Source organism: Variovorax sp. P4_B10 (assembly GCF_056402375.1).
On record NZ_JBFUHN010000038.1, the window covers coordinates 1 to 25,440 of the forward strand.

Sequence of the window (25,440 nt, forward strand, 5' to 3'; positions counted from 1 at the left end):
CCTTCATCCAGGTGCACGCCGCATCGGCCCGCGCCGCGGCCGCACAACTCGATGCCGAACGCAAGAGCGGCCGCGCGGCGCTCTCGCCCATTGCCGGCATCCCGATCTCGCTCAAGGACCTGTTCGACGAAGCCGGCATCACCACGCTCGGCGGCTCCACGGTGCTGGTCGGCCAGCCGCCGGCGCAGCGCGACGCGGTGGTGGTCGAGCGGCTGCGGCGCGCCGGCGCGATCATCATCGGGCGCACCAACACGGTCGAGTTCGCCTACACCGGACTCGGCATCAACCCGCACTACGGCACGCCGAAGAACGTCTACGACCGCGCGACCGGCCGCATCCCGGGCGGCTCGACCTCGGGCGGGGCCATCTCGGTGACCGACGGCATGGCGGCCGGCGCCATCGGCACCGACACCGGCGGGTCGCTGCGCATTCCCGCCGCGCTCAACGGGCTGGTGGGCTTCAAGCCCACGCAGCGGCGCATTCCGCTCGACGGCGTGATGCCGCTGTCGACCTCCTTCGATTCGGCGGGGCCGATGGCATGGACGGTGGAAGACTGCGCATTGCTCGGCGCCGTGCTGGCCGGCGAGTTGTCGCGACCCCTCAGGACGCCGCCGCTGCAGGGCCTGCGCTTCGCGGTGCCGAAGACTTTTTTCCAGGACGACCTGTCGCCGCCCGTCGCCGCGGCCTTTGCGTCGGCGTTGTCGAAGCTCTCGGCCGCCGGCGCCACGCTGACCGAGTTGCCGATGGTCGAGTTTGCCAAGGCGCAGGCCATCAACCCACGCGGCATGATCACCGCCGCCGAGGCCTACGCGTGGCACCGCGACTTCATCAAGACGGGCGCAGCCAAATACGACCCGCGCGTTCTGGCACGGATCAAGACCGGCGAGACCATCCTGGCGCCCGACTACGTGCAACTGCAGGCGCTGCGCCGCCAATTCATCCGCGCGATCAACACCGCGGCCGCCGGCTACGACGCGATGCTGATGCCCACCACGCCCGACATCGCGCCGCCGATCGCCGAGGTGCTGAAGGACGACGACACCTACTATCGCATCAACGGCCGCATGCTGCGCAACCCGTCTGTCGTGAACCTGTTCGATGGCTGCGCGCTCTCGGTGCCCTGCCACGAGACGGGCGCCGCGCCGGTCGGCCTGATGGTGGCCGGCATCGGCAACACCGATCACCGGCTGCTGGCAGTGGGCGCGGCGGTGGAGGCCGTGGTGACGCCGCGGCGCGGCATCAACAGCTGACGCACGCTCAGCTGTTGCGCCCTTTGGAAACCAGGCGAATGCCCGGCATCAGCTCGGCCGCGAGTTCCGGGCGTTCCAGCGCGTAGTCGAGGTTCATGCGCGCGATCTCGACGTGCTCTTCGCCCAGCGCCTGCGCGCGCGAACCCTGCCCGCGCTCGATGGCCTGCACGATCGCATGGTGCGTGCGGTGCGCCTGCCGCATCCACTGCTGGCCTTCTTCCATCGACGACTGCATCGGCAGCATCGCGCTGGGCGCGGCGAAGGGCTGTCCGCCGAGCATGTCCATCACCCGCTTGAGCGCGAGGTTGCCGCAGCCTTCGACGATCAGCTTGTGGAAGCGGTCGTTCATCTCGACGTAGGCCGCGTAGTCGTCGAGCTCCATGCTGGGCTTGTTCACCGCCTTGTCGCCGGCGTCCAGGCACTCTTTCAGGTCGCGCAGCAGCTGGCGCGGCGCACCGTCTTCGGCCAGCAGGCGCGCCGCAAAGCCTTCGATCACCCCGCGGACGCGGATGGCGTCGGCCACTTCCTGCGAGGTGAAGCGGCGCATCTGGTAGCCGCCACTGGGCGACTGCTCGATCAGGCCTTCGTGCTCGAGGCTGGCCAGCGCCAGGCGCACGGGGGTGCGCGAGGCTTCGAGCTTCTCGGCGATCGGAATCTCGGCCAGCCGCTCTCCGGGCACGAATTCGCCCTTGAGGATCATGTCGCGCAACTGCACGAGCACGCGGGATTGTTGGGAGTCCATCAGAGAGGAGGCGCCAGGAGGAGGAATGAGCGGATTCTAGGAGACGGGGCCACCACTGCACGCAGCATATTTATCCTGGCTCAGTTGTTGCATGCATTCCTCCATAACAAGTGTCAAAAACACACGTCACACTCCGTATTTACCCGAATCTCAAGGCCAAGGAGCCCCGAATCGGGGCGAAATTACAGATGAAAGTTTGACCGGGACCGAGGATCGCCAAGACAATGCATACAACTGCATGCAATGTCCGCAGACCTCTTCCTCAAGCACCCACGATGGAGCCCGCACGATGATCAGCGCCGAACAGAATGATTTCATCACCCGCGTCGGACCCGGCGCTCCCGCCGGCAAGCTGCTGCGACGCTACTGGCAGCCGGTGGCCCTGGCCGACGAACTGGCGGGCCCGCGCCCGGTCAAGCCCGTCAAGCTCATGGGCCAGGACTTCGTCCTGTTCCGCGACGAGAACGGCCAGCTCGGCATGCTCGACCGCGACTGCCCACACCGCGGCGCCGACCTCGCCTTCGGCCGGCTGGAGAACGGCGGCCTGCGCTGCGCCTTCCACGGCTGGCTGTTCGACGCCAAGGGCAACTGCCTCGAAACCCCCGCCGAACCCGCCACCAGCAAGCTGTGCAGCCGCATCAAGCAGTCGGCCTACCCGGTGGTCGAGAAGAGCGGCGTGGTGTTCGCATACATCGGCGAGGGCGAGCCCCCGGCCTTCCCCGAGTTCGACTGCTTCGTCGCGCCCGACAGCCACACCTTCGCGTTCAAGGGCCTCTTTGAATGCAACTGGCTGCAGGCGCTCGAAGTGGGCATCGACCCGGCGCACGCCTCGTACCTGCACCGCTTCTTCGAGGATGCCGACACCTCCGAGAGCTACGGCAAGCAGTTCCGCGGCGCCTCGGCCGACTCCGACATGCCGATCACCAAGGTGCTGCGCGAGTACGACCGGCCCGACATCAGCGTCGAGCCCACCGACTACGGCTTCCGCCTGAAGGCGCTGCGCAGGCTCTCCGAAGAAACCACCCACGTGCGCGTGACCAACGTGGTGTTCCCGCAGGCCTTCGTGATCCCGATGAGCGCCGAGATGACCATCTCGCAATGGCATGTGCCGGTCGACGACACGCACTGCTACTGGTACGCGATCTTCACGAGCTTCACCGGCCCGGTCGACAAAGCGCAGATGCGCGACCAGCGCCTGAAGCTCTACGAACTGCCCGACTACACCTCGCGCAAGAACAAGCGCAACAACTACGGCTACAGCGTCGACGAGCAGTTGACCGGAACCTACACCGGCATGGGCGACGACATCAACGTGCACGACCAGTGGGCGGTGGAATCGCAGGGCGCCATCCAGGACCGCACGCGTGAGCATCTGGGCAGCACCGACAAGGGCATCATTGCCTACCGCCGCGTGCTGGTGAAAGCCATCGAGGCCACGCTGGCCGGCGAGAGCGCGCCGATGCTGATCGACGCCGCGCAGGCGAGCGCAATGACCGGGCCACCGTCCATCGACGGCATCGGCAACGTCACCGACGAAGCGGCCACCGAGACCTACTGGCAGGAAGCCGACCGCGCGCGCCGCCTGAAGTCCGACTGGGCCTCCGCACGGCTCGCTGCCTGAGCACGCGCCATGAGCAGCAACAACACCAACACATTCGTCGACCGCTTCGGTCTCTGGTCCGACGACCAGCATGCGCAGGCCCGCGAGCTGGTGCGCCGCATCGACAGCGGCGAGGTGGATCTCGTCCGCTTCGCCTGGCCCGACCAGCACGGCCTGCTGCGCGGCAAGACGTTGGTCGCCGGCGAGGCGCGTTCGGCCCTGTGGGAAGGCGTGAACCTCACCTCCACGCTGCTGGCCAAGGACACCTCGCACAAGACCGTGTTCCCGGTGTTCACCACGAACGGCGGCTTCGCCATCGAAGGCCTGCAGGGCGGCGCGGACTTCACCATCGTGGCCGACCCCGCCACCTTCAAGGTGCTGCCCTGGGCGCCGCGCACCGGGTGGATCTTGTGCGATGCCTATATGGCGGACGGCAAGCCCTGCCCTTTCGCGACGCGGCAGATCCTGCAGCGCGCGGTACGGCAGCTCGACGAACTGGGGCTCGACTTCATCGCCGGCCTCGAAGTGGAATTCCACGTCTTCAAGCTCGAGGATGCGCGCATGGGCCTGGCGGATTCGGGTCAGCCCGGCGAACCGCCGCGCGTGTCGCTGCTCTCGCACGGCCACCAGTACCTGACCGAGCTGCGCTACGACCGCGTCGACGAACTGATGGAGCTGCTGCGCTCGAACCTCGTCGCGCTCGGCCTGCCGCTGCGCTCGCTCGAGATCGAGTTCGGCCCGAGCCAGTTCGAGCTGACCTTCGGCCCCACCGCGGGCGTCGTGCCGGCCGACACCATGGTGCTGCTGCGCAGCGCCATCAAGCAGATCTGCCAGCGCAACGGGCTGCACGCCACCTTCATGTGCCGGCCGAAGATTCCGAACGTGATGTCGAGCGGCTGGCATCTGCACCAGTCGCTGCGGCGCAAGAGCGACGGCGTCAACGCCTTCATGCCCGAGGCCGGCGGCCGGGCGCTCAGCGAGATCGGCATGCACTACCTCGGCGGCCTGAAGGCGCACGCCTGCGGCGCGGCTGCATTGGCGAGCCCCACGATCAACGGCTACCGGCGCTACCGCCCCTTCTCGCTCGCGCCCGACCGCGCGATCTGGGCCAGGGACAACCGCGGCGCGATGCTGCGCGTGCTCGGCGGCGTGGGCCAGAGCGCCTCGCGCATCGAGAACCGCGTGGGCGAGCCGACGGCCAATCCGTACCTCTACCTCGCATCGCAGCTGTTCTCGGGGCTCGACGGCATCCGCAACAGGATCGACCCGGGCGCGTCGGCCGACGCGCCGTACGAAACGCCGGCCGAGCAGTTGCCGCGTTCGTTGAGCGACGCCCTCGCCTGCCTGCGCAAGGACGAGATGCTCAACACGCAGATGAGCAAGGTCTTCGTCGACTACCTCTGCCACATCAAGGAAGCGGAAATCGCCCGCTTCAACCTCGAAGTCAGCGAGTGGGAACACCGCGAGTACTTCGACATGTTTTGAACCCCATGCCCACGATCCACTACATCCTCAAGGACGGCACCACGCGCGAGGTCGACGCCAAGATCGGCGCCAGCGTGATGGAGACCGCCATCCGCGGCAACGTCCGCGGCATCGACGCCGAATGCGGCGGCTGCTGCTCCTGCGCCACCTGCCACGTCTACGTGGACGACGCCTTCGCCGGCCTGCTGCCGCCGCCCGACGACATGGAGAGTGCATTGCTCGACGCCGTCGCGTCCGAGCGTCTGCCCAACTCGCGGCTCAGTTGCCAGCTCAGCGTGACGGCTGCCTTCGATGGCCTCACGGTGCGTGTGCCCGACACCCAGGTCTGACCGGGTCTCTGGCACCATCGGTCACCTTAGAACATTCGGTTACATGACAGCAGTGCCCGCGACCGGGCGCATCCACTCCACCTGAAAGGCGTTTTTCCATGACGACGAAGAGAACCGTTCTCTCGACCCTCTTGCTCGCCGGCTTCGGCATGCTGGGCACCGTGGCCGCGCAGGCGGCCGACGAGCCGCTGCGCATCGGCCTCATTGCCACCTACTCCGGCCCGTACGCCGACTACGGCCGCCAGTTCGACGCCGGCATTGCGCTGTACCTGAAGGAGCACGGCGGCAAGGTGGGCGGGCGCACCGTCGAGGTCATCAAGAAGGACACCGCCGGCCCCGCGCCCGACGCCGCCAAGCGCATCGCGCAGGAACTGATCGTGCGCGACAAGGTGAGCATCCTCACCGGCCTGGACTTCAGCCCCAACGCGTACGCCGTGGGCGCCATCGCCACGCAGGCCAAGATCCCGACCATCGTGATGAACGCGGCATCATCGGCCATCACCAACAGCTCGCCCTACATCGCACGGCTGTCGTTCACCGTGCAGCAGGTCACCGACCCGATGGCGCGCTTCATGCTGAAGGAAGGCATCAAGGACGCCTACACCGTGGTCGCCGACTACGCCTCGGGCGTCGATGCCGAAACCGCCTTCAAGAAGACCTTCACCGCCGGCGGCGGCAAGGTCTCGGGCGAAGTGCGCACGCCGATGAACAATCCCGACTTCTCGGCCTACGTACAGCGCATCAAGGACGCCAAGCCCCAGGCCGTGTTCTTCTTCTTCCCCTCGGGCGTGATGCCGCCGGCCTTCCTCAAGGTGTGGAAGGAACGCGGCATGGAGCAGGCCGGCATCAAGCTCTACGCCACCGGCGAAGCCACCGACGACAGCTACCTCGACGCCACCGGCGACGTGGCGCTGGGCCTGGTCACCAGCCACCACTATTCCTTCGCGCACCCTTCGCCGAAGAACCAGAAGTTCGTGAAGGACTTTGCCGCCGACAACGGCGCCAAGCTGCGCCCGAGCTACTTCGCCGTGACCGCCTACGACGCCATGGCCGCGATCGACCTGACGCTCGCCAAGACCAAGGGCGACGCCGGCGGCGACAAGTTCATGGACGCGCTGCGGGGCCTGCGCTTCGAGAGCCCGCGCGGCCCGATCGAGATCGACCCGCTCACGCGCGACATCGTGCAGACCGTCTACATCCGCAAGACCGAGCGCGTGAACGGCCAGCTGGTGAACGTGGAGTTCGACAAGTTCGACCGCGTGAAGGACCCTGCCAAGGAAAGCTCGAACTGACCGGGCCGGCGCTTCGGCACGCAGCAGCAACAGGAGGCCCATGGGCATCGTGATCTTCGACGGGGTGGCCTACGGCATGCTCCTGTTCCTCATCGGCGTGGGCCTGTCCATCACGATGGGGCTCATGAATTTCGTCAACCTCGCGCACGGCAGTTTCGCGATGGTGGGCGGCTACGCGGCGAGCGTGCTGATGAACCAGTGGGGCATCGGCTTCGGTCTGTCGCTCGCCGCGGCCTTCGTGGCGGCGGCGCTGGTGGGCGCGGCGCTGGAGTTCGTGTTCTACCGGCGCCTGTACCGTGCGCATCCGCTCGACCAGGTGCTGCTGTCGATCGGTGTGGTGTTCGTGTCGATCGCGGCCTTCACGTATGTCTTCGGTCCGACGATGCAGCCCTTCACGCTGCCGCCGGCGCTCGACGGGCAGGTCTCGCTGGGCGGCCTCGAAGTGGGCCGCTATCGCCTCTTCCTGATCGTCTGCGGCGTGGCCGTACTGACCGCGCTGCTGCTCGGCCTGGGCAAGACGCGCTACGGCGCGATGGTGCGCGCAGCGGTCGACAACCAGCGCGTGGCGGGCGGCACCGGCATCCACGTGCAGCGCCTGTTCTTCCTGACCTTCTCGCTGGGCTGCGGCCTCGCGGGCCTGGGCGGCGCGCTGAGCCTGGGCATGCTGGGGCTGGAGCCGTCGTTTCCGCTCAAGTACCTCGTCTACTTCCTGATGGTGGTGTGCGTGGGCGGCGCGGGCACGGTCACCGGGCCGTTCGTCGCGGCGCTGCTGGTCGGCATCGTCGACGTGGCGGGCAAGTACTACTGGCCCGAGGCGGGCGCTTTTCTCATCTACGTTTTCATGATCGTCATGCTGCTGGTGCGGCCGAACGGCATCGTCGCGAAGAAGGGGCTCGCATGAAGGCCCTCACTGTCTCGCCCGTGCAGTTGCGCATCGCCGAAATCGCTTTCTGGCTGGCACTCGCGTCGAGCTTCTTCCTGCTGCCCGACAAGCTCACGCTGATGAGCCAGGTCATGATCTTCGGGCTGTTCGCGGTGTCGCTCGACATGGCGCTCGGCTACGCGGGCATCCTCACCGTCGGCCATGCGGCCTTCTTCGGCGCGGGCGCCTATGCGGCCGGCCTGCTCGCCAGGTACGGCTGGAGCGAGCCCTTCACCGGCCTCGCATTCGCGCTCGTCGTCAGCGGCCTGCTGGGCTACGCGCTGAGCTACCTGGTGGTGCGCGGCGCCGACCTCACACGGCTGATGATCACCATCGGCGTGTGCGTGCTGCTGTTCGAGGTGGCCAACCGGCTCTCGGGCATCACCGGCGGCACCGATGGCCTGCAGGGCGTGGTCATCGCGCCGGTGCTCGGCTTCTTCGAGTTCGATCTCTACGGCAAGACCGCGTTCGGCTACGCCTTCGGCGTGGTGCTCGCGATGTTCCTGCTGGTGCGGCTGGTGCTTCGCTCGCCCTTCGGCCTGGCGCTGCGCGGCATTCACGACAGCCGCAAACGCATGCTCGCCATCGGCTCGCCGGTCGATGCGCGGCTGCGCATGGCCTATGCCTTCTCGGCTGCGGTGGCCGGCGTGGCAGGCGCGCTGCTCGCGCAGACCACGCAGTTCGTCGGCATCGAGTCGATCGGCTTCAACCGCTCGGCCGAAGTGCTGATCATCCTGGTGCTCGGCGGCACGGGGCGGCTGTACGGCGGCATGATCGGTGCCATCGTCTACATGCTGGTGCACGACGGGTTTGCGGACATGAATCCGCAGTACTGGATGTTCTGGCTCGGCATCTTCCTGATCGCGGCGGTCATGCTGGGGCGCGGCGGCATCATGGGTGCGTTGTCGCGCTTCGTGCGGATGGGGAAGGTGCGATGAGCACGGCCACCACCCACACGCTGCGCACGCAGGGCCTCGGCATCCGCTTCGGCGCCTTCCAGGCGGTGAGCGAAGTGAACCTCTCGCTCGAACCCGGCGCGCGACAAGCGCTGATCGGCCCCAACGGGGCCGGCAAGACCACGCTGATCAACCTGCTGACCGGCGTCTTCAAACCCACGAGCGGATCGATCCACATGGGCGACCGCGACATCACGCGCCTTTCGGGCGACAAGCGCGCCCGCATGGGTCTCGCGCGCACCTTCCAGATCAACACGCTGTTCCCGAGCCTCACGCCGCTGCTGTCGGTGGTGCTCGCGATCAGCGAGCGCGAAGGGCTGGGCGCCACCTGGTGGCGGCCGCTCAAGGGCTGCACGACAGTGTTCGACGAGGCGCATGCGCTGCTCGCCACGCTGAAGCTCGACAGCCTCGCCGACGTGCCGGTGGCCGAGCTGGCCTACGGCAAGCAGCGGCTGCTGGAGATCGCACTGGCGCTCGCAGCCAAGCCCCGCATCCTCTTGCTCGACGAGCCCGCTGCCGGTGTGCCCGAAGACGAGAGCGGCGAGCTCTTCGAAGCCATCGCCGCGCTGCCGGACGACATCAGCGTGCTCTTCATCGAGCATGACATGAAGCTCGTCTTCCGCTTCTCGCGCCGCATCTCGGTGCTGGTGGGCGGCCGCATCCTCACCGAAGGCACGCCCGCCCAAATCGGCGTCGACCCGCGCGTGCGCGAAGTGTATTTGGGGAGTTCGCACCACCATGCCTGAAGTGCTCGCCTTCGACCACGTCACCGCCGGCTACGGCAACGCCGTCGTGCTCGACCGACTCGACTTTTCCCTGCAGCAGGGCGAAAGCCTCGCCATCCTCGGGCGCAACGGCGTGGGCAAGACCACGCTGCTCGAAACGCTGATGGGCAACACCCGCGTGATGCAGGGCGCGATCCGCTGGCAGGGCGCCGACATCACGCGCTGGCCCTCGCACCAGCGTGTGCGCGCGGGCCTGGGCTGGGTGCCGCAGGAGCGCGAGGTGTTCCCCTCGCTCACCGTGGAAGAAAACCTCACGGTGATCGCGCGGCTGGGTGGCTGGAACCTGAAGCGCGTCTACGACTTCTTCCCGCGCCTGCGCGAGCGACGCAGCAACTACGGCAACCAGCTCTCGGGCGGCGAGCAGCAGATGCTGGCCATCGGCCGTGCGTTGATGACCAACCCCAAGCTCTTGCTGCTCGACGAGCCGATGGAAGGCCTCGCGCCGATCATCGTGGAAGAGCTGGCCGCCGCGATCCGCCGGCTGTGCGAATCGGAAGGCCTGGCGTCGATCGTGGTCGAGCAGCACCCGGTGCTGGCGCTGGAGATGACGCATCGCGCGATCGTGCTGGAGCGTGGCACCGTGGTGCACGCCGGCCCGAGCGCGGGGCTCGCGGCCGACAAGGGGCTGCTCGAAGGGCTGCTGGGCGTGGGGATCGCCGAGGATCTGGCGAGCTGAACGACGGGCCCGGTGTCAGGCCGCGGCCTCCTGCTTCAAGCGCTTCGCGCAGACCGTGAACCGCCATGCGGCCAGGCAGGCGGCCACGAAGCTCAGGGCCCACGAAATGCACAGGTACGCGTACATGATGAAGGCCAGCCCGATCTGCAATACGGACTTCCAGAACGAGGTGCCCTCGCCGACGATGTAGAACTCCGCGAGGGCGTGGACACCCCACCACACAGCCAGCGGCAGCGCCGCCACGCACAGCCCGTAGACAAGGCTTGCAGCCAGCGGCCCCACGCGCCGTTGCGCGACGGCCCGGTAGCCGACCTGAAAGAGGACGACGCTCAGCACCACAGGGGCGGCCAGGCCGAAGGAGATGCAGAAGTCGAGGACCATGCCTGCACTGTAAGGGCGCACCTCCTGAAAACGACCCGGCGTCCACCGAAGTACCCATGCACGCTACCGCGAGCCACGGCTCGCGGTACGAACCCGGATCAGCTCAGCATCTGCCCACGGCTGCCGATCACCGCCACGTCCACGAACTGCCCGCCTTCGCGGTTCGTGCGGCCGTAGTTGATCTTCACCCCGCCCAGATCGAAGTTCTCGATGCTGGCCATCCCCGCCAGCACCGAGGCGCGCGTGGGCGCACCGCCGGCGCGGCGCAGGCCTTCGGCGAGCACGGCGGCGTTCATGTAGCCCTCCAGGCTCGTGAGCGAGAAATCCTTGGTGCCATTGGCCACCATGTCGGCCTGGTAGCGACGCACGATCTCGAACTTGGTCGAGTACGGCGAAGGCACCACGATCACGAAGCCCAGGCCGCGCGCGAGGTCGCCCATGGCAGAGAGCGCGCTGGCCGTGATCGAAAGGCCGTAGGCGGAGCTGTTGCCCCCGGCATCGCGCAGCGCCTTCATGAAGACCGGCGCCGTGCCGGCCAGGCCGATGATCACGACCTGCGGCTTGGCCTTGGCGATGGCTTCGGCCGCGGGGCCTACTTCCATGCTGGTGGTGTTGGGCGTGGTCGCGATGACAGCCGGCTCCAGCTTGGCCTTGGCCAGCGCGGCCTTGAAGGCCGCCAGCACCGACTGGCCCAGCGGATCGTTCGAATGCACGAGGCCGATGCGGCTCTGGCCCAACACGGCCGCCGTGCTGACGAGCTTGTCGACTTCCTGGTCGTAGTTGACGCGCACCCAGAAGGTGTTGGGCGAGGTCTTCTTGCGCAGCGAGATGGTGCCGGTGATCGGGCCGACCACGGCCATGCCGGGCACGGCGTCCATCACTTCCGACGTCTGGCGGGTGCCGAGCGGATGCACCAGCGCGAGCACCGAGCTGTCCTTTTCGAAGGCCAGCGCATTGGCCTTGGCCACCTCGGGCTTGAAGGTGTCGTCGGCCATGACGAGTTCGACCTTGGAGCCGTTGATGCCGCCCGCCTTGTTGAGCGCATTGAAGAAGGCGCTCGACCCCTGGAGGAGCCCCTGGCCGTTGGCCTTCTCGACGCTGCTGTTGTCGAAGGTGGTCCCGATGCGGATCGACCGGCCCTGCGCAATGGCCGGCATGCCCAGGCCTGCGGCAGCGGTTGCGGCCAGGCCGGTCAGCACACGGCGACGGCTGGTGGTGGGCGGCGCAATCGACACGCGCGGCTCGGGAACGGTCATGGTCAAAGTCTCCAGAAGTCGGTGACAAAAATTCACATTTCAACGAGAAATGTAATGCACGTCGCCTTTTCGGAGATGACAACCGGCGGCCGCCGGTCGGCGGGCTACAACAGTTCTTCGCCCACGATGGGCAGCAGCAGCCAGTTCTTGAAGCGCAGCCAGAGGAATTCGCCCGGCTCGTCCTCGTGGACGATGTCGCCGCCGGCGTCGTCGTATTCCAGCCACTGCACGCGCCGGCCGTTGGGTCCGAGCCGCAGCCGGTAGCCGAGGTTGACGCGGTCGCCCGTCATGAGCTTGTTGTAGTCGCCCACGAGCTCGGGGCTGTCGATGACCAGGCCCATTTCCGTGTTCACGGCGGCCGAGCGGTGGTCGAGGTTCATCGAGCCGACGAAGAAGCGCTCGTCGTCGATCACCGCGAGCTTGGCGTGCAGCCGGCTGATCGACTTGCCGAAGTCGCCGAAGCGGCCCGAGCGTCCGCTCAGGGTGGGTGCGATCTCGTAGATGGTGACGCCGATCTTCAGCATGTCGGCGCGGTAGCGCTCGTAGCCCGCATAGGCCAGCGGCTCGTCGGTGGCGCCCAGCGAATTGGTGACCACGGTGATGCGCCCGCCCTGCTCGATGGCCTTCTTCATCATCGCCATGCCGTGCGCGCCGGGAATGAAGTACGGCGATCCGATCTTGACGTCGCGCTTCGCCGAGTTGATGACGCTGAGCGCGCCCTCCGTGACGCTGCCCGCGTAGGCCGCGTCGGCCTTGCGCGTGATCTTCTCGGGGTCGTCGACGAACAGCGTGAACGGCGCCCAGTAGCGGTCGATCTTGCCGGTGGTGAGCTGCTCGCCGACCGGCGATTTGTTCAGGACGTCGCGCTGGCGGATCTGCACGTCGGGCACCGCCGTGCGCGCCATCGCGTCGAAGCGCTTCTGCGCTTCCTCCACCGGCATGCGCAGCGGCGCGATGCTTTCGATGGGCCGCACGTGCTCGCTGTTCCAGTAGCGGTCGAAGCCCTCGGACATCTGGCGCACGACCGGCCCGCTCGACAGCACATCCATGTCGATGAAGTTCGCCGCCGTGCTGCGCATGAAGTATTCGTTGGCGATGTTGCGGCCGCCCGACACGGCAAAGCTGTTGTCGGCCACCAGCAGCTTGTTGTGCATGCGGTGGTTGATGCGGCCGAAATCGGTGAGCGAGAACAACAGCCGCGCGGTCAGCGAGTTGGCGCGCGAGGGCAGCGGATTGAACAGCCGCACCTCGATGTTCGGAAAGGCGGAGAGCGTGCTGAACACCTCGTCCTCGCCGGCCGTGTAGAGGTCGTCCACCAGCAGGCGAACCCGCACGCCGCGTGCCGCGGCCTCGCGCAGCTCCTTCAGGAACAGCAGGCCGACGTCGTCCTTGTGGATCAGGTAGTACTGGACGTCGAGCGACTTCTCGGCGTGCCGCGCGAGCGAAATGCGGGCATCGAAGGCGAAGGCAGCCTCGGGCAGCAGCCGGAAACCCGACAGCGCGGTGGACCCGCCCGGCGTGCCCGCGACCGCGAGCTGGCCCAGTTCGGTGCCCGCCACGTCGGTGATGGCCGTCACGACCGGTCGCGGCTGTGGCGGCGGCAGGCTCACGCAACCGGCCAGCCAGGCGGCGGCCACGACGCTCCACGCCAGAGCGGCGAATCTGCGGACGAAGAGGGAGGCTCCCATGGCCCGAACTGTAGCCTGCGGCAGGCCCGAGCGGAGCCCTATGATCGCGCCCACAAAAGGAAAAAAAGCGTGCTCAACGGCTTGTGGCTCGGTTTCTTCGGGATGGCGGCGCTCGCGGCGCTGGGACGGTGGCTCATCGGCGGCGACCCGACCGTGTTCGCGGCGCTGGTCGAAAGCCTGTTCGCGATGGCGCGGCTCGCCGTCGAGGTGATGGTGCTGCTGTTCGGCACGCTCACGCTGTGGCTGGGCTTCCTGCGCATCGCCGAGGCGGCGGGGCTGGTCGGCTGGCTCGCGCGGCTGCTCGGTCCGCTGTTCCGGCGGCTCATGCCCGGCGTGCCCGCGGGCCATCCGGCGCTCGGCCTGATCACGATGAATTTCGCCGCCAACGCACTCGGGCTCGACAACGCCGCCACGCCCATCGGCCTCAAGGCCATGCGCGAGCTGCAGCGGCTGAACCCCGACCCGCTGACCGCCACCAACGCGCAGATTCTTTTCCTGGTGCTCAATGCCTCGTCGCTGACGCTGCTGCCCGTCACCATCTTCATGTACCGCGCGCAGCAGGGCGCGCACGACCCGACGATGGTGTTCCTGCCGATCCTGCTGGCGACCAGCGCGTCGACGCTGGTCGGGCTGCTGTCGGTGGCCGTGGCGCAGCGCCTGCGGCTGTGGGACCCGGTGGTGCTGGCCTATCTGATCCCCGGCGCGCTGCTGCTCGGCGGCTTCATGGCGCTGTTGGGCACGCTGTCGGCGGCGGCCATCGCCTCGCTCTCGTCGCTGATGGGCAACCTCGCGCTGTTCGGCGTGATCATCGTGTTCCTGCTGGCCGGCGCGATCCGGCGCGTCAAGGTGTACGAATGCTTCATCGAGGGTGCGAAGGAAGGCTTCGACATCGCGAAGAACCTGCTGCCGTACCTCGTCGCCATGCTCTGCGCGATCGGCGTGCTGCGGGCGTCGGGCGCGCTCGACTTCGTGCTCGGCGGCCTGCGCTGGCTGGTGAACACGGGCGGCTGGGATGCGCGCTTCGTCGACGCCATGCCCACCGCGCTGGTCAAGCCCTTCTCGGGCAGCGCGGCACGCGCGATGCTGATCGAGACCATGAAGACCCAGGGCGTTGACAGCTTCCCCGCGCTGGTGGCCGCCACCATCCAGGGGAGCACCGAGACCACCTTTTACGTGCTTGCCGTGTATTTCGGTGCGGTCGGCATCCAGCGCACGCGGCACACGGTGTCGTGCGCGCTGCTGGCCGAGCTGGCTGGTGTTGTCGCAGCGATTGCCGTCTGCTACTGGTTCTTTGGCTAGGACCGGACTTGTTCCCAGGCTTCGGGTCGTTCAGGGCGCGCTCACGCCGACGGTGTGATCGCTCAGAGCACTGGTTGATCGGCCGCAAACCAGCAGCGTGCCCTCGTGCACAGGGCACCGGGTGCTCCCCGCAGCGAAATAAAGGAGGAGCGAAGCGGGGGACATTCGCGGAGGGGAGCACCCGGTGGCCTGTGCACGCGCCCCGAACAAATGCCCCCCGAACACTCACTTCCGCGGCTCGACAACAGGAAACATAGGCTCGAAGGTATCGAGCATCGACAGCAGCTCCCCGAGCTTCGCGCGGTCGCCGTCGATCTTCACCTGCCCCGACTGGACCGCCTCGGGAAAGGTCGTCTGCTTGAGCGTGATCGCATCGAGCGTCGCACGGCTCAGCGTCACGGTGGCATCCGCACCGGTCGCCTGCAAGTCCTTCACATGCGTGAGCGCCGAGTTCTCCAGCGTCAGCACGAACTTCTGGTTCGAATCGGTGAAGTTCCAGTTGATGACCATCGTCTTGCCCTCGGCCTTGGCCGCATCGAGCCGCACGCCGAGGAAATCGAAGAACAGGTCGTTGCTCACCGCTTTCAGCGTGTCGGCGTTCGAACTGCTGCCGCCCGGAATCTTCGGCACGCCGTTGCGCAGCTCCATCGCGCCGACCAGGTAGGCGCTGCGCCAGGTGCCGGCCTCCGACTGGTAGCCCAGCTGTTCGAGCGCATCGGCGCCGAGTTCGCGTGCCGCGCGGTTCGTGGGGTCGGCGTAGACGACCTGGCTCATCGCGCTCGCCACCCAGCGGTATTCGCCCTTCCTGAAATCCTCCCGGGCACGCGCGAGCACCGCGTCGGCCCCGCCCATGTACTGCACCGTCTTCTTCGCGGAGTCCACCGGCGGCAGCGGATTCAGGTTGGCGGGGTTGGCGTCGTACCAGCCCAGGTACTTCTGGTAGACCGCACGGGCGTTGTGCCGCAGCGTGCCGTAGTAGCCGCGCGCCGACCACGCCTGCTCCAGGCTCGCGGGCATGCGCAGCGTCTCGGCGATATCGGCCGCGGTGTAGCCCTGGTTGAGCAGGCGCAGCGACTGGTCGTTGATGAACTTGTACATGTCGCGCTGCTTCTTCAGCAGGTCGGCGATGCGCTCGCGCCCGGTGGTCGGCCAGTGGTGCTGAGCGATCAGCACGTCCGTCTTGTCGCCGAAGGCCACGCGCGCCTGGTCGATGTACTTGGCCCACAGGTTGCCGTCGCGCACCTCGGCGCCGCGGATCGTGTAGAGGTTGTGCATGGTGTGCGTCACGTCCTCGGCCATGTTGAGCACGCGGAACTGCGGCAGGTACATGAGCATTTCCGAGGGCGCCTCGGAGCCCGGCACCAGTTGGAACACGACCTGCACGCCGTCGATGGTGCGCTCCTCGGTGGTCTTGTCGATGGTCGCGGTGGGCGCGATCAGCGTGATGGTGCCGCGCGCCAGCGCCTTGCCCAGGCCGGTGTCGACCTGGCCGCGCGCGCCCGGCGGCAGCAGCGAGCCGAACTGGTACTGCGAGCGCCGGCTCATCGCATTGCCCGCGAGGATGTTCTCGGCCACCGCGGTTTCCATGAAGCCCGAGGGCGCAATCACCTGCACCTTGCCCGCGACGACGTCGGCCTCGCTGACCACGCCCTTCACCCCGCCGAAATGGTCGGCATGGCCGTGCGTGTAGATCACGGTGCCGACCGGCTTCTTCGGGCGATGCTGGTAGTACAGCTCGAGCGCGGCGCGCGCCGTCTCGGCGGTGAGCAGCGGGTCGATGACGATCAGCGAGCTGTCGCCCTCGACGAGGGTCATGTTCGCGATGTCGAAGCCGCGCACCTGGTAGACGCGGTCGGTCACCTTGAAGAGACCATGAATGGCATTGAGCTGCGCCTGGCGCCACAGGCTCGGGTTGACCGTGTCCGCGGCGTCGTTCGCCTTCAGGAAGTCATAGGGCTTCATGCTCCAGGCCGGGCGCGGGCCGGCGCCGGGCACCAGCGCATCGGGCACCGTGCCGATGAAGCCGCGCATCGCATCCTCGAAATCCTGCCGATCGGCAAAAGGCAGCGTCTTCGCCATGTCGGCGTTGGCTTTCAGCGTGGCGGGCTCGGGCGCCTTGGGTGCAATCTGCGCCATGGCCGGTGCGCCGCCGAGCGCGCAGGCCAGGGCGACGAGGGCGACGGAGAAGGAAGAAGGGTTCATCGGTGTCTCTTTGTCTTCGGTGGAGCAGGAACAACCGCCGATTCTCCGAAGCACAGGAACCACTGGCAAATGCAAAATATGAGCTTTCTTTTTAACTGAAACGCAAAATGCAGTTGCGCCAGCTCCAGCACCTCGTCGCCCTCGCCGAGCAAGGCAGCTTCGGCCGTGCCGCGCAGGCCGTGCACCTGTCGCAGCCCGCGCTCTCGCGCAGCATCGACACCCTCGAAGACAACCTGCAGGCCCGCCTGGTCGACCGGGCCTACGGCACCGTGCGCTTCACGCAGGCGGGCGAACTGGTGCTCGCGCGCGCCCGCGAACTCATCGCGGATGCGCAGCAGATCCAGCGCGACGTGCTGCAGCTCGAAGGCCTCGCCATCGGCAGCCTGGCCGTGGGGCTCGGCCCCTTCGCCGCCAGCACGCTCGGGCGCATCGCGCTGTCCTTGATGACCCAGCGCCATCCGCAATTGCTCATGCGCATGGAAGTGGCGGACACCGCCACGCTCAGCGAGCGCCTGCACCGGCGGCAGCTGGACCTGTTCATTGCCGACACGCGCGACCTGATGAAGAAGCAGCCCGGTCTGAAGCTGGTGCGCCTGCCCGACCTGCCGGTCTCGTTCTTCGTGCAGCCGAAGCACCCGCTGCGCCGGCTGAAGCAGGTGACGCTGGAACAGGCCATGGACTATCCCGTGGCCGGTCCGAACCTTCCCGCCGAGGTGGCCGCGCATTTCGACCGCCAGATCGGGCGCGGCGACCGCGGCGTGTTCAACGTGACCTGCGACGACGCAGGCACCCTGCGCCACCTCGCCCTGAGCGCCAACGCAGTGATCCTCGCACCCCATGCGCCGGCCCTGAACACCGACACGGACGCGCTCGTGCCCCTGCCGATCGCCGGCCTCGCGCGCATGCAGACGCACTACAGCCTGGTGACGCTCGCGGGCCGCACGCCCTCGGCCGCCGCCACCGTCTATACCCGCCTCGTGACGGAGTTGATGAGCCCGGCCAAGCAGCCCGCCGGGCGCTGAGCCAGAATAGTCCTCCTGCCGACCACCGCCCAGCCTCTTCCGTGACCACTCCCCGACGGGCCAAGCCGCCCACTTTTTCGCCCGACGAGTTCCGGGAAGCGCTCGGCATGTTCGCCACCGGCGTGACCATCGTCACCACGCGCGCGGCCGACGGCACACTGGTCGGCCTGACCGCCAATTCCTTCAATTCGGTGTCGCTCGCACCGCCGCTGGTGCTGTGGAGCCTGGCGCGCGCGGCAGGCTCCATGCCCGCACTCAGCACCGGCTCGCACTACACCGTGAACATCCTGGCCGCGAACCAGAAGAAGCTGGCCGAGCGCTTCGCCACCAAGGACATCGATCGCTGGGCCGAGGTGGAATTCACCGAAGGCCTCGGCGGCGCGCCGGTGCTGGTAGGCGCCGCGGCGAGCTTCGAGTGCTTCAACCGCAGCCGCTACGACGAAGGCGACCATGTGATCTTCGTCGGCGAAGTCGAGCGCTGCACCCACAACGCGGGCGCCTCGCCGCTGCTGTTCCACGGCGGGCGTTTCTACACGGAACATCCCTTGTGAAAATTCCTGCGCTCATGCCCGTCCTGCTGCTCGCTGCGCAGACCGTCATGGCGCAAGAGGCGGCGGGACCGCTCAAGCAGAACTGGTTCGACGATCCCTTCTTCCAGGTGTCCGCGGGCCTGCCGGCCTGTTCCATGCCCGAGGGGCCCTTCTACACCGCCGAGGAGCGGCGCCTGCAGACCCACTCCCGGCTGGAGCGCGGCACCAGCTGCTGGCTCGCGGGCAAATGCACCGACAGCAACGCCTACCGCTACGACAAGCCGCTCGCGCCCAAGGTGCGCGCCGCGCTGCTGGCCGTGCCGGGGGTGCGCGGCGGCAGCGTGTGGGTGATGATCCAGCGCCGCTGGGTCTACCTGCAGGGCTGCGTGCCCTCGGCCGCAGTGGCCAGGAAACTCGAGCGCGCCGCACGTGCGGTGCCCGATGTCGAAACCGTGGTGCCCGACCTGATGATCGGCACCCGAGGCAAGCCGACTTATCCGGTGGCCGGCCGATGAACAAGCAACACGAACGAGACGAATGATCCAGCGCAAGACCCACCTCGACACCCTCGCCATCGGCCTACTCATCGCGTGCTGCGCGTTCTGGGGGCTCCAGCAGATCCTGATCAAGACCACCGTGACCGAAGTGCCGCCGATGTGGCAGGCTTCGATCCGCATGATCGGCGCGACCGTGCTGCTGTGGCTGTGGTGCGTGTCGCGCGGCGTGCCGCTGTTCGAGCGCGACGGCACGCTGTGGCCCGGCTTGCTCGCGGGCCTGCTGTTCGCGGGCGAATTCGCCGGCATCTACCTCGGGCTGCAGCACACCAGCGCCTCGCGGCTCACCGTGTTCCTCTACACCGCGCCGTTCTGGGTCTCGCTGCTGCTGCCGCGCTGGGTGCCGGCGGAGCGCCTGCGCGGATTCCAGTGGCTGGGCCTGTTCATCGCCTTCTCGGGCGTGGTGCTGGCATTCAGCGAGGGCTTCAGCCACATGAGTTCGTCGCAACTGATCGGCGATGCCATGGCCCTCGCGGCCGGCATGCTGTGGGGCCTGACCACGCTGACGCTGCGCACCACGCGGCTCGCCACCGCGAGCGCCGAGAAGACGCTGTTCTACCAAGTGGCGGTGACGGCGGCCGTGTGCCCGGTGCTGTCGCTGGCGCTCGGCGAGACCTGGGGCTTCTCGTACTCGGCCTGGGCCTGGACCTCCATCGGCCTGCAGACCGTGATCGGCGCGTTCGCGAGCTACCTCACCTGGATGTGGCTGCTGCGGCACTACCCGGCGACGCAGATGTCCTCCTTCACCTTTCTCACGCCGCTCTTCGCACTGGTGTTCGGCGTGGTGCTGCTGAGCGAGCCGCTGACGCTGCAGCTGGTGGTGGCGCTCGCGGGCGTCGGCCTGGGCATCGTGCTGGTGAACCGGCGCGCCGCGGTACGACGCATGGCATGACAATGAATTTCCAGCCTGTTCTCGACGAGATCGTCGCCACACTGCGCCCGCAGCTCGGGCAGGGCGGCACCGTGGCCAGCTACATCCCCGCGTTGGCGCGCGTCGATGCGCGCCAGTTCGGCATTGCGCTGCGCACCTGCGATGGCGTGGAGGCCTCCGCAGGCGATGGCGATGTGCCGTTCTCGATCCAGAGCGTTTCGAAGCTCTTCACGCTGACGCTCGCGATGCAGCGCATGGGTGACACGCTGTGGGAACGCATCGGGCGCGAGCCCTCGGGCAACCCGTTCAACTCGCTGGTGCAACTGGAGAACGAACAGGGCAAGCCGCGCAATCCGTTCATCAATGCGGGCGCGATTGCCGTGGCCGACCGGCTCGTGAGCCAGGCCGCCGCCAACGGCGGCAGCGCGAAAGCGGACATCCTGGCGCTGATGGCCAACCTGTGCGGCGAGCCCATCGGCTTCGATGCCGAGGTGGCGCAGTCTGAAGCCGACACCGGATTCCGGAACATCGCGCTGGCGAATTTCATGAAGAGCTTCGGCAAGCTCGACAACGACGTCGGCGTGGTGCTCGACACCTACTTTCACCAATGCGCCTTGCGCATGAGTTGCCGCCAGCTCGCGCGCGCCGCGGCTTTCCTGTGCCGCGACGGGGCGCATCCGATGGATGGCGAGCCCGAGATCACCGGCGAGCGGCAGACGCGCCGCATCAATTCGCTGATGCTGACCTGCGGCACCTACGACGCCGCAGGCGACGTCGCGTTTTCCATCGGCCTGCCCTGCAAGAGCGGCGTGGGCGGCGGCATCGTGGCGGTCGTGCCCGACAAGCTCACCCTCTGCGTCTGGTCGCCTGCGCTGGACGCCACCGGCAACTCGCTGCTCGGCATGAAGGCCCTGGAGCTGTTCGTGAACCGCACGGGGCTGTCGGTTTTCTGATCAGGCGGCCATGGCCGCCGGCGCCGAGCCCAGGCATCCCATGCCCTCCAGCGACGCCTCGACCGCCTCTTCGAGCGGCGTGTGCGGCTCGCGCCCGAGGAAAGCCACCAGCTTCGCGTTGTCCATCAGCACCGGTGTCTGCCACAGGTAGCGCATCTCGCGCATTTCGCGGAAGGTGGTGACGAAGGGCGAAGCCAGCGTCAGCAGCCACCACGGGAAGGCCGTCACGCGTGGCGCGAAGCCGCTGCGCCGTGCCACCACCTGGCGGATCGCGCCGCTCATCTGCGTGCCGTCGGCGTCCCGGTGGCCGGCCATGTGGAAGCGCGCAAAGGGTTCGAGCCTGTCGCGGCGCGCCAGCAGCGCGACCATGGTGCGGGCCACGTCCGGCAGGTACGACCATTGGTGGCCGATGCCCGGGCGGCCAGGATCGCTGACGGCCTTGACGGGCCGACCCGCCTTCACCAGCCCCTGCGAGAACCAGTTGTTGCCGGCCCGCGGGCCGAAGAAGTCTCCGGCCCGCACGATCAGCACGCGGGCGCCGCTGCGGCTCGCCTCTTCGAGGTGCTGCTCCATCTCGACCCGGATGGCACCCTTGCGGGTGACCGGGTGCTGCGGCGCGTCTTCGGCGAGCAGCTGCGCAAAAGCGTCGGGGCCGAAGTTGTAGACCGTGCCGGGCAGCACGAGGGTGGCGCTCTCGGCCTTGGCGGCGGCGATGGTGTTGTCGAGCATCGGCAGCACCAGCTGCGCCCATCCGCGGTAGCCGGGCGGGTTGACCGCATGGACGATGACCGAGCAGCCCTTCGCGGCCTTCATGACGGCCTGCCGGTCCATCGCGTCGCCAGCGAACCAGGTGATGCCGTCCTTGCGGCCCTCCGTCGCGCCCCGCTTGAGCGCCCGCACCTGCCACCCTGCATCGACCAGTTGGCGGGCCACTTCACCGCCGATGCCGCCCGTCGCACCCAGAACCAGAACCGTGTCGTTGCGTGCCATGAAATGCTCCAGAACAGTGATTGATGGGTGAATTCTGGGTTTGATGGCGCTCAATTGAAATTGCCGAAGCTGATCAAGCAGCTATACATTTATGTATGACTTCGAACATCGGCTGGGAGCTCTACCGCTCATTCCTGGGCGTGCTGCGCGAGGGCTCGCTCTCCGGCGCGGCGCGCGCGCTCGGCATCACCCAGCCCACGGCCGGGCGCCATGTCGCCGCGCTCGAGGAGGCGCTGGGCGTGGTGCTCTTCACGCGCTCCCAGGTGGGCCTGATGCCCACCGAGGTGGCGCTGGCGCTGAAGACCCATGCGGAAGCCATGGAAAGCACCGCGGCGTCGCTCGAGCGTGCCGCCACCAGCCAGGGTGCGGGCGTGCGCGGCGTGGTGCGCATCTCCGCCAGCGAGGTGATCGGCGTCGAAGTGCTGCCGCCCATCGTGGCGCAGCTGCGCGAAGCGCACCCGGCCCTGAAGGTCGAGCTGGTGCTGACGAACCGCGTGCAGGACCTGCTGCGGCGCGAGGCCGACATCGCCGTGCGCATGGTGCGGCCGAAGCAGGAGCAGCTGGTCGCGCGCCGCATCGGGCAGATCGAGCTGGGCTTCCATGCACGCCGGGACTACCTCGCGCGCCACGGCACGCCGCGCCGGATGGAAGAGCTGGCAGCCCATGCGGTGATCGGCTACGACCAGCCCTCGGCCTTCGTGCGCAATGCGGGCAAGGCCTTCCAGGGCTACGGCCGCGAGGCCTTCTCGCTGCGCACCGACAGCGACCTTGCGCAGCTCGCGCTGATCCGCGCAGGCGCCGGCATCGGCATCTGCCAGGTCGGGCTTGCGCGGCGCAACGAGGCGCTGGTGCGCGTGATGCCGCGCACCTTCTCGATGAAGCTCGAGACCTGGATCACGATGCACGAGGACCTGCGCAACAGCCCGCGCTGCCGCGCCGCCTTCGATGCCCTGGTCGATGGACTGCAGGAATACATCGGCCCGCCGGCGCAGGGGAAAATGGGCCGCACACGAACATCAGCATCCGAATGACCGAAGCCACAGACTCCGACACCCTCCCCCTCCAGGAACCCCGCCTCTGGCGCGACGACCTCTGGACCGCCCGCGTGATCAAGAACGAGGAAGACGACGGCTGGGCCGTCGAGATGACCCGCCACGGCGACCCCGAACCCGCCCTGGTCGGCCCCTGGACCATGGGCCGCGACAAGAAGAACCCGAAGCCGCTCGACGGCCCCGCCTTCTCCACGCTGGTGAAGACTGCGGCCGAAGTGATCCGCCGCCACGAGCAGCAGTTGCACGCCACGCTCAACAAGAGCGTGACCGTGACCGCGCGCAACGACCAGCGCATCCGCGTGACGCTGGCCATCGTGCCCGACGAGGACAGCCCCTCGGCCACGCTCACCGCCTTCGACGACGCCGACGACTCGGAGCTCGCGAGCGTGAACGTCTCGCCCGCGTTCAGGCTCACTGCGTCGAGCGCCACCGCGTGGATCGAGTCGGACTACGCACGCCCGCGCTGAGCGCACACCCGCCCATCGAGCCCGCAATCAGCGAAATGACGTATGTGCAGCCCGCGGTGAGCTGAGAACAATCGGCTTCGACGACACGAACCCGTTGCAAGACAGACAGGCCCAAATCGGTTCAGCACCGGCTCGGGCCTTTTTTGTTTTTCTCAACCATCCTTCAGGACTTCAGGAGCAGCGTCATGCGACATGGTGATATTTCGAGCAGCAGCGATTGCGTGGGCGTCGCGGTCGTCAACTACAAGATGCCCCGCCTTCACACCAGGGCCGAGGTCCTGGACAACGCGCGAAAGATCGGCGAAATGCTGGTCGGCATGAAGAAAGGCCTGCCGGGCATGGACCTGGTGATCTTCCCGGAGTACTCCACGCACGGGATCATGTACGACGCGAAGGAGATGTACGACACCGCGGCCACCGTGCCCGGCGAGGAGACCGCGATCTTCGCGGACGCCTGCCGCCGCGCCAACGTGTGGGGCGTGTTCTCGCTGACCGGCGAGCGCCACGAGGAGCACCCGAACAAGGTGCCCTACAACACGCTGATCCTCATGAACAACCTGGGCGAGATCGTCCAGAAGTACAGGAAGATCATGCCGTGGACGCCCATCGAGGGCTGGTACCCGGGCGACTGCACCTACGTGAGCGATGGCCCCAAGGGCATGAAGATGAGCCTGATCATCTGCGACGACGGCAACTACCCCGAGATCTGGCGCGACTGCGCGATGCGCGGCGCCGAGCTCATCATCCGCTGCCAGGGCTACATGTACCCCGCGAAGGAGCAGCAGATCCTGGTGTCCAAGGCCATGGCCTTCATGAACAACACCTACGTGGCGGTGGCCAATGCGGCGGGCTTCGACGGCGTGTACTCGTACTTCGGCCACTCGGCGCTGATCGGCTTCGACGGCCGCACGCTCGGCGAATGCGGCGAGGAAGAGATGGGCATCAACTACGCCGAACTCTCCATGGGCCTGATCCGCGATGCGCGCAAGAACGGCCAGTCGCAGAACCACCTGTTCAAGCTGATGCACCGCGGCTACACCGGCATCATTCATTCGGGCGACGGCGACAAGGGCGTGGCGGCCTGCCCGTTCGACTTCTACAAGCAGTGGGTCAACGACCCCGAGGGCGCGCGCGAGCAGGTGGAGTCGTTCACGCGCAGCACCATCGGCACGGCGGAGTGCCCCATCGAGGGCCTTCCGAACGAAGCTGCCCAGCGCTGAAGTCAGAGCGGCCGCTCAGCCCTTGGCGAACTCCAGCAGCGTCTCGATCACGCGCTGCGTGGCACCGTCCAGCGTGCCCTGCGCGCGGTACGCAATGGCCAGGTGGCGCGTGAGTTTCGGGCTGAGCGGCCGTGTCTGCACGTGCTCGCCGGCGTCGGTGACCCTCCCCCCGTCGGGTGCGGGCAGCAGTGCCACGCCGTAGCCGGCGGCCACCAGGCCACGCATCGCAACGTCGTAGTCGTGCTCGATGCGCGCGCGAGGGGCGAAGCCGGCGTGCGCGAACCACTCCATGGTCAGCGCGAACATGCGCGAACCCGGCTCGTTCATGATCAGCGGCTGCTGCGCCAGCCAGGCCGGCGTGATGCGGCGCGGCGCCTGCCAGCGTGCGGGGATGAAGGCCATCATCGAATGCTGGCGCCAAGATGTCAGCGCGAGGCCCGGCACCGCGGGTTGGGGCAGCGCGATGATGGCCAGGTCCAGGGTGCCGGCCAGCACGCCGGCGACCGAATACTCCGAGCCCATGAAGCTGGGCGTCAGCACGATGTCGGGATAGCGCTCCAGCAGGGCATGGAACACCGGCGGCAGCAAGTCGACCACCACGCTGGTGGTGCTGCAGCCGATGCGCACCTGGCCGGCCAGTCCCTTGTGCTGGCGCCGCACCGCATCGATGGCGTCGTCGGCATCGCGCAGCAGGCGCCTGCCGCGCTCCACCAGCACGGCCCCTGCCGCGGTCGGCGTGACCCGCCGCGCGCCGCGCAGCACCAGCGGCGCGCCGAGCCGCGATTCGAGCTCGCTGATGTGCAGGCTCACCGTGGGTTGCGCAAGATGCAGCGCCTTGGCCGCCGCCGAGAAGGTGCCGAGATCGGCGATGGCGATGAGCGTGCGGAGTTGGTCGAGGTTGAGCTGTCGCATCAGGAA

25 protein-coding genes are annotated in these 25,440 nt (G+C 67.7%); 18 read left to right on the forward strand and 7 right to left on the reverse strand.

The genetic code is table 11. The annotated features are described in order from the left end of the window. On the forward strand, window positions 1-1,250 hold a 1,250-nt coding region (locus AC1DXX_RS18385), incomplete at its 5' end, for an amidase (RefSeq protein WP_478135641.1). Between the two features lie 7 nt (window positions 1,251-1,257). On the opposite strand, the gene AC1DXX_RS18390 is transcribed toward AC1DXX_RS18385, so the two are convergent. Beyond that, window positions 1,258-1,992 carry a GntR family transcriptional regulator gene (locus tag AC1DXX_RS18390; RefSeq protein ID WP_478135642.1) on the reverse strand — a complete coding sequence of 245 codons (735 nt, stop codon included), beginning with the start codon at window positions 1,990-1,992 and terminating at the stop codon, window positions 1,258-1,260. 289 nt (window positions 1,993-2,281) lie between these two features. Here AC1DXX_RS18390 and AC1DXX_RS18395 point away from each other — a divergent pair, with 289 nt between their 5' ends. The 8 genes from AC1DXX_RS18395 (at window position 2,282) to AC1DXX_RS18430 (ending at window position 10,037) form a co-directional block, all read left to right on the forward strand. Further along, window positions 2,282-3,613, forward strand: a complete 1,332-nt coding sequence (locus AC1DXX_RS18395) for an aromatic ring-hydroxylating dioxygenase subunit alpha (RefSeq protein WP_478135643.1) — start codon at window positions 2,282-2,284, stop codon at window positions 3,611-3,613. A gap of 9 nt (window positions 3,614-3,622) precedes the next feature. Then, window positions 3,623-5,077, forward strand: coding sequence for a glutamine synthetase family protein (locus AC1DXX_RS18400; RefSeq protein WP_478135644.1), 1,455 nt, complete (start codon window positions 3,623-3,625; stop codon window positions 5,075-5,077). A 5-nt stretch (window positions 5,078-5,082) separates the two neighbouring features. Next, window positions 5,083-5,406, forward strand: a complete 324-nt coding sequence (locus AC1DXX_RS18405; protein WP_478135645.1) for a 2Fe-2S iron-sulfur cluster-binding protein — start codon at window positions 5,083-5,085, stop codon at window positions 5,404-5,406. A gap of 98 nt (window positions 5,407-5,504) precedes the next feature. Further along, window positions 5,505-6,698: an ABC transporter substrate-binding protein gene (locus AC1DXX_RS18410; protein WP_478135646.1), complete on the forward strand. Its 1,194-nt coding sequence runs from the start codon at window positions 5,505-5,507 to the stop codon at window positions 6,696-6,698. 40 nt (window positions 6,699-6,738) lie between these two features. Continuing rightward, on the forward strand, window positions 6,739-7,599 hold the full coding sequence (locus AC1DXX_RS18415; protein WP_478135647.1) for a branched-chain amino acid ABC transporter permease: 861 nt from the start codon (window positions 6,739-6,741) through the stop codon (window positions 7,597-7,599). Further along, window positions 7,596-8,558 (forward strand): branched-chain amino acid ABC transporter permease, encoded by a 963-nt coding sequence (locus AC1DXX_RS18420; protein ID WP_478135648.1) that lies wholly within the window; start codon window positions 7,596-7,598, stop codon window positions 8,556-8,558. The genes AC1DXX_RS18415 and AC1DXX_RS18420 overlap by 4 nt, the downstream gene beginning before the upstream one ends. After that, window positions 8,555-9,322, forward strand: a complete 768-nt coding sequence (locus AC1DXX_RS18425) for an ABC transporter ATP-binding protein (RefSeq protein ID WP_478135649.1) — start codon at window positions 8,555-8,557, stop codon at window positions 9,320-9,322. The genes AC1DXX_RS18420 and AC1DXX_RS18425 overlap by 4 nt, the downstream gene beginning before the upstream one ends. Continuing rightward, the gene (locus AC1DXX_RS18430) at window positions 9,315-10,037 is read left to right on the forward strand and encodes an ABC transporter ATP-binding protein (protein ID WP_478135650.1); all 723 of its coding nucleotides are present in this window, start codon (window positions 9,315-9,317) and stop codon (window positions 10,035-10,037) included. Before AC1DXX_RS18425 ends, AC1DXX_RS18430 begins: the two co-directional genes overlap by 8 nt. Before the next feature lie 15 nt (window positions 10,038-10,052). Here AC1DXX_RS18430 and AC1DXX_RS18435 read toward each other — a convergent pair whose 3' ends face one another. The 3 genes from AC1DXX_RS18435 to AC1DXX_RS18445 all read right to left on the reverse strand — a co-directional run bounded on the left by AC1DXX_RS18435 (window position 10,053) and on the right by AC1DXX_RS18445 (window position 13,362). Next, window positions 10,053-10,418, reverse strand: a complete 366-nt coding sequence (locus AC1DXX_RS18435) for a hypothetical protein (RefSeq protein WP_478135651.1) — start codon at window positions 10,416-10,418, stop codon at window positions 10,053-10,055. A gap of 98 nt (window positions 10,419-10,516) precedes the next feature. Further along, window positions 10,517-11,674: an ABC transporter substrate-binding protein gene (locus AC1DXX_RS18440; RefSeq protein ID WP_478135652.1), complete on the reverse strand. Its 1,158-nt coding sequence runs from the start codon at window positions 11,672-11,674 to the stop codon at window positions 10,517-10,519. 104 nt (window positions 11,675-11,778) lie between these two features. Beyond that, window positions 11,779-13,362, reverse strand: a complete 1,584-nt coding sequence (locus AC1DXX_RS18445; RefSeq protein ID WP_478135653.1) for a phospholipase D family protein — start codon at window positions 13,360-13,362, stop codon at window positions 11,779-11,781. Between the two features lie 69 nt (window positions 13,363-13,431). Here AC1DXX_RS18445 and AC1DXX_RS18450 point away from each other — a divergent pair, with 69 nt between their 5' ends. After that, window positions 13,432-14,661, forward strand: a complete 1,230-nt coding sequence (locus tag AC1DXX_RS18450; RefSeq protein WP_478135654.1) for a nucleoside recognition domain-containing protein — start codon at window positions 13,432-13,434, stop codon at window positions 14,659-14,661. A 225-nt stretch (window positions 14,662-14,886) separates the two neighbouring features. Here AC1DXX_RS18450 and AC1DXX_RS18455 read toward each other — a convergent pair whose 3' ends face one another. Further along, complete coding sequence (locus AC1DXX_RS18455) at window positions 14,887-16,863, reverse strand: alkyl/aryl-sulfatase (protein ID WP_478135655.1); 1,977 nt, start codon at window positions 16,861-16,863, stop codon at window positions 14,887-14,889. A gap of 107 nt (window positions 16,864-16,970) precedes the next feature. Between AC1DXX_RS18455 and AC1DXX_RS18460 the strand changes: the two genes are divergently transcribed. The 5 genes from AC1DXX_RS18460 to AC1DXX_RS18480 are packed head-to-tail and all read left to right on the forward strand — an operon-like array spanning window position 16,971 to window position 20,793. After that, window positions 16,971-17,885, forward strand: coding sequence for a LysR family transcriptional regulator (locus AC1DXX_RS18460; RefSeq protein ID WP_478135656.1), 915 nt, complete (start codon window positions 16,971-16,973; stop codon window positions 17,883-17,885). A 41-nt stretch (window positions 17,886-17,926) separates the two neighbouring features. After that, entirely contained in the window at window positions 17,927-18,436 is a 510-nt protein-coding gene (locus tag AC1DXX_RS18465; RefSeq protein WP_478135657.1) for a flavin reductase family protein, read from the forward strand. Then, window positions 18,433-18,930, forward strand: coding sequence for a BON domain-containing protein (locus AC1DXX_RS18470; RefSeq protein WP_478135658.1), 498 nt, complete (start codon window positions 18,433-18,435; stop codon window positions 18,928-18,930). Before AC1DXX_RS18465 ends, AC1DXX_RS18470 begins: the two co-directional genes overlap by 4 nt. Window positions 18,931-18,952: 22 nt before the next feature. Then, on the forward strand, window positions 18,953-19,861 hold the full coding sequence (locus tag AC1DXX_RS18475) for a DMT family transporter (RefSeq protein WP_478135659.1): 909 nt from the start codon (window positions 18,953-18,955) through the stop codon (window positions 19,859-19,861). A gap of 2 nt (window positions 19,862-19,863) precedes the next feature. Beyond that, window positions 19,864-20,793 carry a glutaminase gene (locus AC1DXX_RS18480; protein ID WP_478135706.1) on the forward strand — a complete coding sequence of 310 codons (930 nt, stop codon included), beginning with the start codon at window positions 19,864-19,866 and terminating at the stop codon, window positions 20,791-20,793. On the opposite strand, the gene AC1DXX_RS18485 is transcribed toward AC1DXX_RS18480, so the two are convergent. Continuing rightward, entirely contained in the window at window positions 20,794-21,783 is a 990-nt protein-coding gene (locus AC1DXX_RS18485; RefSeq protein WP_478135660.1) for an NAD-dependent epimerase/dehydratase family protein, read from the reverse strand. A 95-nt stretch (window positions 21,784-21,878) separates the two neighbouring features. Here AC1DXX_RS18485 and AC1DXX_RS18490 point away from each other — a divergent pair, with 95 nt between their 5' ends. From AC1DXX_RS18490 to AC1DXX_RS18500, 3 genes are all read left to right on the forward strand, one after another. Continuing rightward, window positions 21,879-22,814: a LysR family transcriptional regulator gene (locus AC1DXX_RS18490; protein WP_478135661.1), complete on the forward strand. Its 936-nt coding sequence runs from the start codon at window positions 21,879-21,881 to the stop codon at window positions 22,812-22,814. Beyond that, window positions 22,811-23,302: a hypothetical protein gene (locus tag AC1DXX_RS18495; RefSeq protein ID WP_478135662.1), complete on the forward strand. Its 492-nt coding sequence runs from the start codon at window positions 22,811-22,813 to the stop codon at window positions 23,300-23,302. Before AC1DXX_RS18490 ends, AC1DXX_RS18495 begins: the two co-directional genes overlap by 4 nt. A gap of 185 nt (window positions 23,303-23,487) precedes the next feature. Then, on the forward strand, window positions 23,488-24,522 hold the full coding sequence (locus tag AC1DXX_RS18500; RefSeq protein WP_478135663.1) for an aliphatic amidase: 1,035 nt from the start codon (window positions 23,488-23,490) through the stop codon (window positions 24,520-24,522). Between the two features lie 15 nt (window positions 24,523-24,537). On the opposite strand, the gene AC1DXX_RS18505 is transcribed toward AC1DXX_RS18500, so the two are convergent. Beyond that, window positions 24,538-25,434, reverse strand: a complete 897-nt coding sequence (locus AC1DXX_RS18505) for a LysR family transcriptional regulator (protein ID WP_478135664.1) — start codon at window positions 25,432-25,434, stop codon at window positions 24,538-24,540. Window positions 25,435-25,440 lie beyond the last annotated feature (6 nt).

Coding starts and splice junctions, on each gene's coding strand:
- AC1DXX_RS18390 (WP_478135642.1), bottom strand. CDS start 1,992: ATGGACTCCCAACAATCCCGCGTGCTCGTGCAGTTGCGCGACATGATC.
- AC1DXX_RS18395 (WP_478135643.1), top strand. CDS start 2,282: ATGATCAGCGCCGAACAGAATGATTTCATCACCCGCGTCGGACCCGGC.
- AC1DXX_RS18400 (WP_478135644.1), top strand. CDS start 3,623: ATGAGCAGCAACAACACCAACACATTCGTCGACCGCTTCGGTCTCTGG.
- AC1DXX_RS18405 (WP_478135645.1), top strand. CDS start 5,083: ATGCCCACGATCCACTACATCCTCAAGGACGGCACCACGCGCGAGGTC.
- AC1DXX_RS18410 (WP_478135646.1), top strand. CDS start 5,505: ATGACGACGAAGAGAACCGTTCTCTCGACCCTCTTGCTCGCCGGCTTC.
- AC1DXX_RS18415 (WP_478135647.1), top strand. CDS start 6,739: ATGGGCATCGTGATCTTCGACGGGGTGGCCTACGGCATGCTCCTGTTC.
- AC1DXX_RS18420 (WP_478135648.1), top strand. CDS start 7,596: ATGAAGGCCCTCACTGTCTCGCCCGTGCAGTTGCGCATCGCCGAAATC.
- AC1DXX_RS18425 (WP_478135649.1), top strand. CDS start 8,555: ATGAGCACGGCCACCACCCACACGCTGCGCACGCAGGGCCTCGGCATC.
- AC1DXX_RS18430 (WP_478135650.1), top strand. CDS start 9,315: ATGCCTGAAGTGCTCGCCTTCGACCACGTCACCGCCGGCTACGGCAAC.
- AC1DXX_RS18435 (WP_478135651.1), bottom strand. CDS start 10,418: ATGGTCCTCGACTTCTGCATCTCCTTCGGCCTGGCCGCCCCTGTGGTG.
- AC1DXX_RS18440 (WP_478135652.1), bottom strand. CDS start 11,674: ATGACCGTTCCCGAGCCGCGCGTGTCGATTGCGCCGCCCACCACCAGC.
- AC1DXX_RS18445 (WP_478135653.1), bottom strand. CDS start 13,362: ATGGGAGCCTCCCTCTTCGTCCGCAGATTCGCCGCTCTGGCGTGGAGC.
- AC1DXX_RS18455 (WP_478135655.1), bottom strand. CDS start 16,863: ATGAACCCTTCTTCCTTCTCCGTCGCCCTCGTCGCCCTGGCCTGCGCG.
- AC1DXX_RS18460 (WP_478135656.1), top strand. CDS start 16,971: ATGCAGTTGCGCCAGCTCCAGCACCTCGTCGCCCTCGCCGAGCAAGGC.
- AC1DXX_RS18475 (WP_478135659.1), top strand. CDS start 18,953: ATGATCCAGCGCAAGACCCACCTCGACACCCTCGCCATCGGCCTACTC.
- AC1DXX_RS18480 (WP_478135706.1), top strand. CDS start 19,864: ATGAATTTCCAGCCTGTTCTCGACGAGATCGTCGCCACACTGCGCCCG.
- AC1DXX_RS18485 (WP_478135660.1), bottom strand. CDS start 21,783: ATGGCACGCAACGACACGGTTCTGGTTCTGGGTGCGACGGGCGGCATC.
- AC1DXX_RS18490 (WP_478135661.1), top strand. CDS start 21,879: ATGACTTCGAACATCGGCTGGGAGCTCTACCGCTCATTCCTGGGCGTG.
- AC1DXX_RS18495 (WP_478135662.1), top strand. CDS start 22,811: ATGACCGAAGCCACAGACTCCGACACCCTCCCCCTCCAGGAACCCCGC.
- AC1DXX_RS18500 (WP_478135663.1), top strand. CDS start 23,488: ATGCGACATGGTGATATTTCGAGCAGCAGCGATTGCGTGGGCGTCGCG.
- AC1DXX_RS18505 (WP_478135664.1), bottom strand. CDS start 25,434: ATGCGACAGCTCAACCTCGACCAACTCCGCACGCTCATCGCCATCGCC.